The organism is Mesorhizobium sp. AR10, from assembly GCF_024746795.1.
Taxonomy (GTDB): domain Bacteria; phylum Pseudomonadota; class Alphaproteobacteria; order Rhizobiales; family Rhizobiaceae; genus Mesorhizobium.
This window is the reverse complement of the sequence record NZ_CP080524.1, coordinates 4,398,539-4,410,518: the sequence shown is the minus strand read 5'-3', so window position 1 is coordinate 4,410,518 and position 11,980 is coordinate 4,398,539. Positions and strand designations below refer to the sequence as shown.

Below are 11,980 nucleotides of genomic sequence, written 5' to 3'. Positions count from 1 at the left end.
GGAGAAGGACGCTAATCCACCCACATCTTCGTCCGCTTGTGCCAGTCGGCAATCGACTCCTCGGGATAGACCTCGAACGCCTTGTCGCCCTTGTGGATTTCGGGCTCGACCCAGTTCGCCTTGTATTTCAGCATCAGATGGACGCGCTCGGGAGGCTTCGGCAGCTTCGTGTCGATCGCCGAGGCAAAAGGGTGCACCAGTTCCGGCCAGGTTGGATCGTAGAGCCAGAGTGCCGATCCGCATTTCCGGCAGAAATTGCGCTCGCCCGAGGAGATCTCGCACTGCGGATGCTCGTCGTCCTCGATCTCAGCCCGGTAGACGCCGAGATTGCGCTTGCCGGTGATCTTCAGCGTCTCATAGTCGGCGCCGAGATTGATGGCAAAGCCGCCACCGCCTTGCTGCTTGCGGCAGATCGAGCAGTAGCACAGCATGAACGGCACCGGCGTGTGGCTCTCCACCTCGAAGTGCACGGCGTTGCAGCGGCAGGACCCTTTGAGCAGAAGCGGCATGATGGGGACTCCGAGGAATTGTTCTCAACCTGTCAGCATGGTCTTGGTTGCGGCGATGACAAGCCCAGATCACGATGACATGATCGCGGCATGGAAAACGAACGCATTGCCGAACTTTTCGAGGGCCTCGGTCCGGTCAGCATCCGCAGGCTGTTCGGTGGCAAGGGCATCTATTTCGACGGCGTCATCGTTGCGATCGTACTGCGCGGCGAACTGAAGCTGAAGGCCGATGCGGAAAGCGCCCCCGACTTCGAAGCCGCCGGCTGCCAGCAATGGACCTATACTGGCTCGCGGCACGGCAAGCTCGTCTCCATGCCGTACTGGAGCATTCCCGACAGCGCCTTCGACGATCCGGACGAAATGGCGATCTGGGCACGCCGGGCCTACGAGGCCGGGCGGCGAACCGAGAAACAGGCCTAATAGCGACTACAGTGCTTTGGCGATCTTCGCCGCCAGCCGCGCATTGTTCTCCACCAGCGCGATGTTGGTCTTCAGGCTCCGGCCGCCGGTCAGTTCGAGGATTTTCCCCAGCAGGAACGGCGTGACCGCCTTGCCCGTCACGTTCAGCGCCTCGGCGGCTTTTTGCGCGGCGTCGATGTAGCCGGCCATCTCGTCGGCCGGGATTTCGTGGTTCTCGGGCACCGGGTTGGCGATCAGCATGCCGCCCTCCAGGGCGAGCGCCTGCCGGGTCTTGTAGAAATGCGCGATCTCGTCTGGCCCGTGCAAGGTCAGTGGGGCGCGGAAAGGCGAATGCCTGGACCAGAAGGCCGGCATCGTTTCGCAGCCATAGCCGACCACTGGCACGCCGCGTGTTTCCAGCACCTCCAGCGTCTTTTCGATGTCGAGGATCGCCTTGGCGCCGGCCGAGACGACGATGACTGGCGTGCGCGCCAATTCGTCGAGATCGGCGGAAATATCGAAGCTCTTTTCCGCCCCCTTGTGCACGCCGCCGATGCCGCCGGTGGCAAACACCTTTATCCCCACCATATGCGCGGCGATCATCGTGGCGGCGACAGTGGTGCCGCCGGTGCGTTCTTCGGCGACGGCGAAAGCGAAATCGGCGCGCGACAGCTTCATGGCGTCACCCGTCATCGCCAGCGATTCGCGCTCGCCGTCGGAAAGGCCGATCTTGATGCGGCCGGCAACTACGGCGATCGTCGCCGGCACAGCTCCGCCATCGGCGATGATCTTTTCGACATTGGCTGCCATCGCGCCATTGTCGGGATAGGGCATGCCATGGGTGATGATGGTGCTTTCCAGCGCCACCACCGGCAGTCCGGCGGCCAGGGCCTGCGCCACTGGCGGGTGGATGTCGATGAAGGGGCGGGCGGTTTCCGGCGTCATCATGGTCTCCGATCCGGAGCGCCGCGCGTCCACCTGGACTGCGCACTCCAGCAAATGGGATTCGCCGACCTCATGCCATTTCCTGCGCATCCGGCACAAGGGCCAGTGCTTCGGCGAATGTGGCCGCAGTGAAGGCCGGCACCGCATCCGCGCTTTCGATGGCAAGCGTCGCCGCGGCCACGCCTTCCCGCAGAGCTTTGCGCAATGGCAGGCCGCGCAGCAGGGCCGCGAGCGTTGCCCCCGCCAACGCATCGCCGGCGCCGGTGACGTCGGCGACCTTTCTTGGGACAGGCGGCAGGATCGAGAAGGCGCCGGCATTGTCGAAGCCGAGCACCTCGCCACCACCTGCCGTCACCACACCGTTTTTGAGGCCGGTGCACCTCAGCCCGTCGACGATATCTGGTTCCGCGGCATTTGCATTGACGCCGGCCAGCACAATGGCCTCGCGTCGGTTCATGAACACCAGCGCCAGCGCGCCGAGCACCGGTATGAGCCGCACCACCTTGGCCGGCGAGATGGCAATCGCGAACACCGGCTTGCCGGAAGCCAGCGACACCAGCCGTTCGAGTGCCGAAGACGGCAGGTTGGCGTCGCACAGGATAGCATCGACTGAGCCGATGACTTCACGCACCTTGGAGCGGCGGATCTGCTTGGGAAACGCCAGGTCATAGAGCGCCATGTCGGCAAAGCCGACGATCAGTTCGCCGTCGCGGTCGATCAGCGCGGTGTAGCTAGGCGTCGTACGGTCGAGGAACACCGCCGACAGGTCGGTAATGCCGGCCTCGGCTATGGCGCGCGAAACCGTCTCGGCGGCCGCATCGCCGCCGCGCATGGAAAGCAGCGAGGCCGAGACGCCGCGCCGCACGGTGCTGCGCAGCGCGTTGAAGACGCCGCCGCCGACATCCTCGCGCATCGTGCCGGGGTTGGACGCAGCCGGCACGTACGGGCCCGAAACCTGGCCGCGTCGGTCGATATGGGCGCCGCCTACCGCCAGTATGTCAGGGGATTTCACCATGCGGGCGATATGACCTTTGTTAATCGTGCCGCACAAGCGCTAGGCTCTGCGGCGGAGCCTCGCAGGCAAGGCAGCGATTCGGCAGATCGAATCAACCGACCCGTCTGGCCCAATGTGGGATGCGTTGCTGAACGAAATCGTGAAACAAAAAAAGAACAAATCCGGATAATGATTGTTTTTCAGATATTTGCTACCCCTTGCCAAACGAGAACAAAAAAGGTACAAACTAGCAGGGATTACGGATTGTCCGGCCTTCATTGACGACCAAGGGGTGATGTATCATGGCTCAGAATTCTTTGCGGCTTGTAGAGGACAAAGCGGTGGACAAATCAAAGGCTCTGGATGCGGCGCTGTCGCAAATCGAGCGTGCCTTCGGCAAGGGCTCGATCATGCGGCTCGGTGCAAACGAGCAGGTCGTCGAGATCGAAACTGTGCCCACCGGCTCGCTTGGCCTCGATATCGCGCTTGGCGTCGGTGGCCTGCCGCGCGGCCGCATTGTCGAGATCTACGGGCCGGAAAGCTCGGGCAAGACGACGCTGGCGCTGCACACGGTGGCGGAAGCCCAGAAGAAGGGCGGCATCTGCGCCTTCGTCGACGCCGAGCACGCGCTTGATCCGGTCTATGCCCGCAAGCTGGGTGTCGATCTCGAAAACCTTTTGATCTCGCAGCCCGACACCGGCGAGCAGGCATTGGAAATCTGCGACACGCTGGTGCGTTCCGGCGCCATCGACGTGCTGGTGGTCGATTCGGTGGCGGCGTTGACGCCGCGCGCCGAGATCGAGGGTGAGATGGGTGACTCGCTGCCCGGCCTGCAGGCGCGGCTGATGAGCCAGGCGCTGCGCAAGCTGACCGCCTCGATCTCGCGCTCCAACACCATGGTCATCTTCATCAACCAGATCCGCATGAAGATCGGCGTCATGTTCGGTTCGCCCGAAACCACGACCGGCGGCAACGCGCTGAAATTCTATGCCTCGGTTCGACTCGACATCCGCCGCATCGGTTCGGTCAAGGATCGCGACGAGGTCGTCGGCAACCAGACCCGCGTCAAGGTGGTCAAGAACAAGCTGGCGCCGCCCTTCAAGGTGGTGGAATTCGACATCATGTATGGCGAGGGCGTGTCGAAGACCGGCGAGCTGGTCGACCTCGGCGTCAAGGCCGGCGTGGTCGAGAAGTCCGGCGCCTGGTTCTCCTATAATTCGCAGCGTCTCGGCCAGGGCCGCGAGAATGCGAAACTGTTCCTGCGCGACAATCCCGACACGGCCCGCGAGATCGAACTGGCGCTGCGGCAGAATGCCGGGCTGATCGCCGAAAAATTCCTCGAAAATGGCGGCCCCGAGCGCGGCGAGGACGACGGCTTCGAGGAAGAATCCGGCGCCATGTAAGGCAGCGGCCAGAGTTCGGCCATAAATCTTGCCTATAAGCTGATGCTTAAGTAATCGAGTTCTTGGTATCGCGTTCCAAACCGCCGGCCTTCGCGCCGGCGGTTTTCGTTTTTGGGCAGCGTGTAGCGGGCCTGATAGCTCCTTGGTTGGCCCAATTCCGTGTTTCTGGACAGGGTGAAGCGTGCCCGCTAAAAGGCCAAGTCGATCTTCTAAGAAAGCAGAGACCAGTATCCGCCGGCGTGCCGGCGGTTTTCGCGAAAAGGCAGCATTCATGAGTGGCGTGAACGAGATCCGGTCGACTTTTCTCGACTACTTCCGCAAGGAGGGCCACGAGGTCGTCGCGTCGAGCCCACTGGTGCCGCGCAACGACCCGACGCTGATGTTCACCAATGCCGGCATGGTGCAGTTCAAGAACGTCTTCACCGGCCTGGAGAAGCGATCCTATTCGCGCGCCACGACCGCTCAGAAGAGCGTGCGCGCCGGCGGAAAGCACAACGATCTCGACAATGTCGGCTACACCGCACGCCACCTGACCTTCTTCGAGATGCTCGGCAACTTCTCCTTCGGCGACTATTTCAAGGAGCGCGCCATCGAGCTGGCCTGGAACCTGATCATCAAGGAGTTCGGGCTGAACAAGGACAAGCTCCTTGTCACCGTCTATCACACCGATGACGAGGCGGCTGGTTTTTGGAAGAAGATCGCCGGCTTTTCCGACGATCGCATCATCCGCATCCCGACCTCTGACAATTTCTGGGCGATGGGCGACACCGGACCGTGCGGACCATGCTCGGAGATCTTCATCGATCGCGGCGAGCACATCTGGGGCGGTCCTCCCGGCAGCCCCGAGGAGGACGGCGACCGTTTCCTCGAATTCTGGAACCTGGTGTTCATGCAGTATGAACAGGTCACCAAGGACGAGCGGATCGATCTGCCGCGGCCGTCGATCGACACCGGCATGGGCCTGGAGCGCATGGCGTCCATCCTGCAAGGGGTGGAAAGTGTCTTCGAAACCGATCTGTTCCGTCATCTGATCGACGCAGCGTCATCTGCTCTCGGGCAGGGTCCTGACACGGAAACGGTCGCGTCCTACCGCGTCATCGCCGATCATCTGCGTTCGTCCTCGTTCCTGGTGGCTGACGGCGTGCTGCCCTCCAATGAGGGCCGCGGCTACGTGCTGCGCCGTATCATGCGCCGCGCCATGCGCCATGCGCAGTTGCTAGGAGCGAGCGAGCCGCTGATGTGGAAGCTGGTGCCGGCGCTGGTGCGCGAGATGGGCCAGGCCTATCCGGAACTGCAGCGCGGCGAGCAGTTGATCACAGAGACGCTGAAGCTTGAGGAGACCAGGTTTCGCAAGACGCTGGTGCGCGGCCTCGGACTGCTTTCGGAGGCGACGGAAACGCTGCGTGCCGGCGACATGCTGGATGGCGAGACGGCGTTCAAGCTCTACGACACCTACGGCTTCCCGCTCGACCTGACGCAGGACGCCTTGCGCCAGCGCAACATCTCGGTCGATCTTGCCGGCTTCACCAATGCCATGGAGCAGCAGAAGGCCGAGGCGCGCAAGCATTGGACCGGGTCCGGGGACGCTGCCACCGAGACGGTGTGGTTCTCCGTGCGCGAAAAGACCGGTGCCACCGAATTTCTCGGTTACGAGACCGAGCAGGCGGAAGGCCTCATCCAGGCGCTGGTCAGGGACGGCAAGACCGTCGACAGCGCCGGCAAGGGCGACGCCGTTGCCGTGGTCGTCAACCAGACGCCGTTCTATGGCGAGTCCGGCGGCCAGATGGGTGACACCGGCGTCATTTCAGGCGAAGGCTTCTCGATCGAGATCTCCGATACGCAGAAGAAGGCCGACGGGCTGTTCGTTCACCTGGGCAAGGTGGCGAGCGGCACGGTCAAGACGGGCGCTGCTGTCGAGCTGAAGGTCGACCATGCGCGCCGCACCAGGCTGCGTGCCAACCATTCCGCGACGCATCTTATCCATGAGGCCCTGCGCGAGGTGCTGGGCAGCCATGTCGCGCAGAAAGGCTCGCTGGTCGCGCCCGAGCGGCTGCGCTTCGACATCTCGCACAACAAGCCGATTTCTCCCGAAGACCTCGAAGAGGTCGAGCGCATGGCCAACGAGATCGTCGTGCAGAACAGCCCGGTAAGAACGCGGCTGATGTCGGTCGACGACGCCATCGCCGAGGGCGCGATGGCGCTGTTTGGCGAGAAATACGGTGATGAAGTGCGCGTCGTGTCGATGGGCACCGGCTTGCATGGCGCCAAGGCCAACCGGCCCTATTCGGTCGAGCTCTGCGGCGGCACGCATGTCAGGGCGACCGGCGATATCGGTCTGGTGCGTGTCGTGTCGGACAGTGCTGTCGCCGCCGGCGTGCGTCGCATCGAGGCGCTGACCGGCGAGGCCGCGCGCAAGCATCTTGATGAGCAGGATCGCCGGCTGAAGACGGTCGCCGCCACGTTGAAGATTTCGCCGGCCGACGTGCCGGCGCGCGTCGAAGCTCTGCTCGACGAGCGCAAGAAGCTCGAAAAAGAGCTGACCGAGGCGCGCAAGAAACTGGCGCTTGGCGGCGGCGCGGCAGCCGGCGCGCCTGCCGAAAACGAGACCGTCGCCGGTGTCGGCTTCCTCGGCAAGGCTGTGTCGGGCGTCTCGCCGAAGGATTTGAAGCCGCTGGCCGATGCCGGCAAGACGTCGCTCGGCTCCGGCGTCGTGGTCTTCGTCGGTGCTGGCGAGGACAACAAGGCGAGCGTCGTGGTCGCCGTCACCGATGATCTCGTCGGCCGCTTCAGTGCCGTCGATCTGGTGCGCGTGGCCTCCGCCGCATTGGGCGGTCAGGGCGGCGGCGGTCGCCCCGATATGGCCCAAGCCGGCGGTCCCGATGCCTCCAAGGCCGGCGAAGCGATTGCAGCGGTAAGGGCGGCGCTCGAGGCAGCCTGAGGTCTGGGAGGACTGGGCGCCACTCCTGGGATGGCGTGGCGCCACTTACCAAGAAACTAATCTCGATACCCAACGCTATCCCGCGGCAGGTGGGCCGAACCAGGCGGTCAGCGCCTCAGCGGCCTCCTGTCGGGTTGAGCTCCCAACCCAGGCCACATATCCGTCCGGCCGGATCAACACGGCGCTGGGTGCGGCGATCGCGCCAAGGACCGGAAGCTCCCACGCACCGGTATATCGAGCGTCGACCTGCTCGACCCGATCCGCCCACGGCGCGATGTCGAGACTTCCGGGTTTGCCGAGGTTGAGCATGACCGGCCGGGCATTGTGCAGCAGGGTGAAGACCCGCAACGGACCTTTGGCGGTGCGCAGATCGAGATCTGGCATCCGCCGCCCCAGCAAAGGGTGCCCTTCGCCGAGGTTGTAGTGAATGGCAAGTCCGGACATCTCCGCGGCGATTCGCCTGCGCGGCTCGTCCATGCCGAGGAGTTCGGAAACGGTGTCGCCCAGGGCCTTGCTGCGGTCGTCCGTGCGACGAAGCGCCACCTGCGCCATCGTGTTGCGCAAGGTGCGGGCAGCGACCGGATGGCGCTCGGAGTGATAGGTATCGAGGAGGCGATCTGGCGAAGTCCCTTTGACCACTTGAGCCAACTTCCATCCAAGGTTCACTGCATCCTGGACGCCGATGTTGAGGCCCTGTCCACCCACCGGCGGATGCACGTGCGCGGCGTCGCCAGCCAACAGGACGCGTCTGTCGCGGTAAGCGGCAGCCTGACGTGTCATATCGGTGAACCGGGAGATCCATTTGGGATTGTGGATTCCGTAGTCGGTTCCATAGACGGCGATGAGTGCCTCGCTGACATCACTTAGTGTTGGTTCACTTGCGGATTGGAGTTGCTGCTCGGTCAGAACGATCCGCACTGGCCCACCATTCTCCACCTTGCCGATCCCATGGATGCCGCGCGCATCCTGGTGAAAACCCCATTTCGGCTCCTCGGCCATGTCAACCTCGGCGATCAGCCAACTCGTTGTCGGATCCCATCCGGGGAATTCGATGCCCGCGGCTTTGCGAACCAGGCTGCGCCCGCCGTCGCAGCCAACGAGATATTCGGCCCTTAAACGTTGACCGTCGGAGAGCGCGACGTCGACGCCGCTATCGTCCTGCGCAAAGCCTGTCACGTCACGTTGACGATAGATCGTCACCGCCAGCTCTCCGACCCAGTCGGCCAGGATCCGCTCGATATGGTTCTGCCACAGCCCAAGCGTGTGGTTGTGCCGGGTGGGACAGTCGCTGATGTCCAGCGGGATGTGGAAGTGCACGACCGGATGCACCTGTCCCTGCGAGAGGAATCGGTCGGCGATACCGCGCTGATCGAGAACCTCGATGGTGCGTGAGTGCAGGCCCCCGGCGCGCGAGCCGGCGAGCGTCTGGTCAGGGCGCCGCTCGACAATGGCGACATCCACGCCCGCCAGCGCGAGCTCGCCCGCCAACATCAGCCCCGTCGGACCGCCTCCGGCGATCACCACTGCATGATCGGCAATCGGCCTGCCCCGATCCGCGGTTCGACGTTCACGCGCAATCCGTACGTTTGCAACAGCACCCATTTCGCGACTCCCGGTTCCGTGCCTTGGTTTAGGTCGGCGGTTTTACGGCGGGAGCCGGGTCTTGAAGCAAGCCCCTTGTGCGCCATATGTATGAAGTGGAGAGGGTGGGTGCTTTCCCTTCTGATGTCGTCGGCTCCGATCACGGGGCACGTAAAGACCACCACCAAACGGAAATCTATCTTCCCGACTGACGACGCTTCACTCGGCTTTCTCGGTGCGGGTAAAGCTCTGGCGGGCGGCTATGCGCGAATGCCAGTCGCTTAAGTCAGCAAAGCGGGCGAGAAGTTCGCGACCTTCGGCGACCTTGACGAAATAGGCGATGATTGCAGCGGCGTGCAGGTCGGCCAAGGTCAATTCGTCGCCGAGCAGCCACGGCCCTTGCGCCTTCAACGAGGTTAGCGCCGTGAGCACGGTCTCCGCCTGCCGCAGGCCGCCGGCGATCCGGGCTTCGTCGGGCGGCACCTGCTCCAGCCGCTCCACTGCGACATCCCAGACCATGGACCGATAGGCATAGGCATCGAACATGCCGATGATCTGGTTCATCGTTGCGCGCGCACGCGGATCTTTGGGCTGCAGCGCCGGGCCGTCGAACGCCTCGTCGACATAGCGGGCAATCGCACTCGCCTCGAACAGGCGAAACCCGTCATGCTCGAAAGCGGGGATGCGGCCGAACGGGTGATGCTCGAAATACCAGGCGGGAATGCCCTCAGTGGCAAAGACATCGACCGGGACAAGCTCGTAGTCGATGCCTTTTTCCGCGAGCACGAGGCGGACGATGCGCACATAGACGCTGTAGTCCGCCCCGTAGACGATTGGCTTGTTCATGCTGACCGTTTGGTCAGGCCATCGCCTTCTGCAGGTTCTCGTCGATCTTGTCGAGGAAACCGGTGGTCGAAAGCCAGGGCTGGTCGGGGCCGATCAGCAGCGACAGGTCCTTGGTCATGAAACCGGACTCGACCGTCTGGATGCAGACCTTTTCCAGCGTTTCGGAAAACCGCTTCAGTTCGGCATTGTCGTCCAGCTTGGCGCGGTGGGCGAGGCCACGCGTCCAGGCGAAGATCGAGGCGATCGAATTGGTCGAGGTTTCCTCGCCCTTCTGGTGCTGGCGATAGTGGCGGGTGACGGTGCCGTGCGCGGCCTCCGCCTCCACCGTCTTGCCGTCCGGCGTCATCAGCACCGAGGTCATTAGGCCGAGCGACCCAAACCCTTGCGCCACCGTGTCGGACTGCACGTCGCCGTCATAGTTCTTGCAGGCCCAGACATAGCCGCCCGACCATTTCAGGCTGGAGGCCACCATGTCGTCGATAAGGCGGTGCTCGTACCAGAGCTTCTTCGCCTTGAATTCCGCCTCGAATTCCGCCTCGTAGACTTCCTGGAAAATGTCCTTGAAGCGGCCGTCATAGGCCTTGAGGATGGTGTTCTTGGTCGACAAATAGACCGGGTAATTGCGCAGCAGGCCGTAGTTCAGCGAGGCGCGGGCGAATTCGCGGATCGAATCGTCGAGATTGTACATGGCCATGGCGACGCCGGCGCTCGGCGCGTCGTACACGTCGTGCTCGATCACCTTGCCGTCCTCGCCGACGAACTTGATCGTCAGCTTGCCCTTGCCGGGGAAGCGGAAGTCGGTGGCGCGGTACTGGTCGCCGAAGGCGTGACGGCCGACGATGATCGGCTTGGTCCAGCCGGGCACCAGCCGCGGCACGTTCTTCATGATGATCGGCTCGCGGAAGATGGTGCCGCCCAGAATGTTGCGGATGGTGCCGTTCGGCGACTTCCACATCTTCTTCAGCTTGAATTCCTCGACGCGCTGCTCGTCAGGGGTGATCGTCGCGCATTTCACGCCGACGCCATGCTTCTTGATGGCATTGGCCGCATCGATGGTCACCTGGTCGCCGGTGGCGTCGCGATGCTCGACGCCGAGATCGTAATATTCGAGTTTCAGGTCGAGATAGGGGTGGATCAGCTTGTCCTTGATGAACTGCCAGATGATGCGGGTCATCTCGTCGCCGTCGAGTTCGACGACCGGGTTCGCCACCTTGATCTTCGCCATGGAAAGAGTGCCTCGCTTTTGGGGAACGGAACGGCCTTGCCCGCATGGCTTTCGGCCGGGAATGCGGCCCGTATATCAAAGCATTTTTGGCCGCGCAAACGCCGATCTGCCGCGGCTGGCTCGATCGTGGCGCGAGGCGTCCCTTGTGAAAGCTTCATTTTCGCGGCCGAATGTGGCAGGGGACGCTGAAATGCCGCAAACCGCAGTTCATTGACACCATGCCAGCCAACGACGACCCCGACAAAATTCCCGCCGCAGGCCCGGCGATCATCCTGGTCGAGCCGCAGCTTGGCGAGAACATTGGCATGGTCGCCCGCGCCATGGCCAATTTCGGCCTTGCCGAACTGCGTCTCGTCAATCCGCGCGACGGCTGGCCGAGCGAGAAGGCGCGCGCCGCAGCGAGCCGCGCCGACCATGTCATCGATGCCGTCACGGTTTTTGACGATCTGGCCGCGGCGGTCGCCGATCTCAATTTTGTCGTGGCCACGACGGCGCGCGAGCGCGACGGCTTCAAGCCGGTTCGCGGACCGGTCGAGGCGGGCAGGGCGCTGAGGGCACGCCATGCGACGGGCCAGCGCACCGGTATCCTGTTCGGCCGCGAGCGTTTCGGCCTCTACAATGACGAAGTCGGTCTCGCCGACGAGATCGTCACCTTTCCGGTCGATCCCGCCTTCTCCTCGCTGAACATCGCCCAGGCCGCGCTGCTGATGTCGTATGAATGGATGAAATCCGGCCTGGAGGACGAGACGAAAACCAATTTCTCCAGCCCCGACATGCTGCCGGCGACCAAGGAACAGCTGCACGGCCTGTTCGCCTATCTGGAAGGTGCGCTCGAAGCGCGCGGCTATTTCCGCCCGGCGCCGAAGAAGCCGAAGATGGTCGACAATCTGCGCGCGGTGCTGACGCGCGCCGGCTTTGCCGAGCCGGAGTTGAAGGTGCTGCGCGGCATCATCTCGTCGCTGGACAGGTTTTCGCCGGCGATGCCGCGCGGAGACGGGTCGCCTGGAGATGATCCGCGACGGATTCCGGCAGCGGCGGCGCGTGCCGCCAAGGCGGCAGAAAAAGACAAGGCAGACAAAGACTAGGACCAATTCGTCGTACGAATGGCTGCGCTGCGCCAGTAACCGAATGTTATTCGGT

At 63.3% G+C, this 11,980-nt stretch carries 10 protein-coding genes; 4 read left to right on the top strand and 6 right to left on the bottom strand.

Annotation, left to right across the window (positions count from 1 at the left end; all coding sequences use genetic code 11):
• Positions 1–11: 11 nt before the first annotated feature.
• Positions 12–509 (bottom strand): GFA family protein, encoded by a 498-nt coding sequence (locus LHFGNBLO_RS24950; protein WP_258601963.1) that lies wholly within the window; start codon positions 507–509, stop codon positions 12–14.
• Positions 510–599: 90 nt separating this feature from the next.
• Here LHFGNBLO_RS24950 and LHFGNBLO_RS24945 point away from each other — a divergent pair, with 90 nt between their 5' ends.
• A complete protein-coding gene (locus LHFGNBLO_RS24945; protein WP_258601962.1) occupies positions 600–929 on the top strand; it encodes a TfoX/Sxy family protein in 330 nt (109 codons plus the stop codon).
• A gap of 6 nt (positions 930–935) precedes the next feature.
• Here the strand turns inward: LHFGNBLO_RS24945 and LHFGNBLO_RS24940 are convergent, their stop codons facing one another.
• Together LHFGNBLO_RS24940 and LHFGNBLO_RS24935 are read right to left on the bottom strand one after the other, a co-directional pair.
• Positions 936–1,853 carry a pseudouridine-5'-phosphate glycosidase gene (locus tag LHFGNBLO_RS24940; RefSeq protein WP_258609882.1) on the bottom strand — a complete coding sequence of 306 codons (918 nt, stop codon included), beginning with the start codon at positions 1,851–1,853 and terminating at the stop codon, positions 936–938.
• A 70-nt stretch (positions 1,854–1,923) separates the two neighbouring features.
• Positions 1,924–2,868 (bottom strand): carbohydrate kinase family protein, encoded by a 945-nt coding sequence (locus LHFGNBLO_RS24935; RefSeq protein ID WP_258601961.1) that lies wholly within the window; start codon positions 2,866–2,868, stop codon positions 1,924–1,926.
• 281 nt (positions 2,869–3,149) lie between these two features.
• Between LHFGNBLO_RS24935 and recA the strand changes: the two genes are divergently transcribed.
• Together recA and alaS are read left to right on the top strand one after the other, a co-directional pair.
• Positions 3,150–4,250, top strand: a complete 1,101-nt coding sequence (gene recA / locus LHFGNBLO_RS24930; RefSeq protein ID WP_112561417.1) for a recombinase RecA — start codon at positions 3,150–3,152, stop codon at positions 4,248–4,250.
• Between the two features lie 271 nt (positions 4,251–4,521).
• A complete protein-coding gene (alaS, locus tag LHFGNBLO_RS24925) occupies positions 4,522–7,188 on the top strand; it encodes an alanine--tRNA ligase (RefSeq protein ID WP_258601960.1) in 2,667 nt (888 codons plus the stop codon).
• A gap of 75 nt (positions 7,189–7,263) precedes the next feature.
• Here alaS and LHFGNBLO_RS24920 read toward each other — a convergent pair whose 3' ends face one another.
• From LHFGNBLO_RS24920 to LHFGNBLO_RS24910, 3 genes are all read right to left on the bottom strand, one after another.
• Positions 7,264–8,679 carry an FAD-dependent monooxygenase gene (locus LHFGNBLO_RS24920; RefSeq protein WP_413774731.1) on the bottom strand — a complete coding sequence of 472 codons (1,416 nt, stop codon included), beginning with the start codon at positions 8,677–8,679 and terminating at the stop codon, positions 7,264–7,266.
• Between the two features lie 309 nt (positions 8,680–8,988).
• The gene (locus LHFGNBLO_RS24915; protein ID WP_258601959.1) at positions 8,989–9,615 is read right to left on the bottom strand and encodes a glutathione S-transferase family protein; all 627 of its coding nucleotides are present in this window, start codon (positions 9,613–9,615) and stop codon (positions 8,989–8,991) included.
• Between the two features lie 13 nt (positions 9,616–9,628).
• Positions 9,629–10,840: an NADP-dependent isocitrate dehydrogenase gene (locus LHFGNBLO_RS24910; RefSeq protein WP_258601958.1), complete on the bottom strand. Its 1,212-nt coding sequence runs from the start codon at positions 10,838–10,840 to the stop codon at positions 9,629–9,631.
• Between the two features lie 218 nt (positions 10,841–11,058).
• Between LHFGNBLO_RS24910 and LHFGNBLO_RS24905 the strand changes: the two genes are divergently transcribed.
• Complete coding sequence (locus LHFGNBLO_RS24905; RefSeq protein WP_258601957.1) at positions 11,059–11,925, top strand: RNA methyltransferase; 867 nt, start codon at positions 11,059–11,061, stop codon at positions 11,923–11,925.
• The last annotated feature ends 55 nt before the right edge of the window (positions 11,926–11,980 follow it).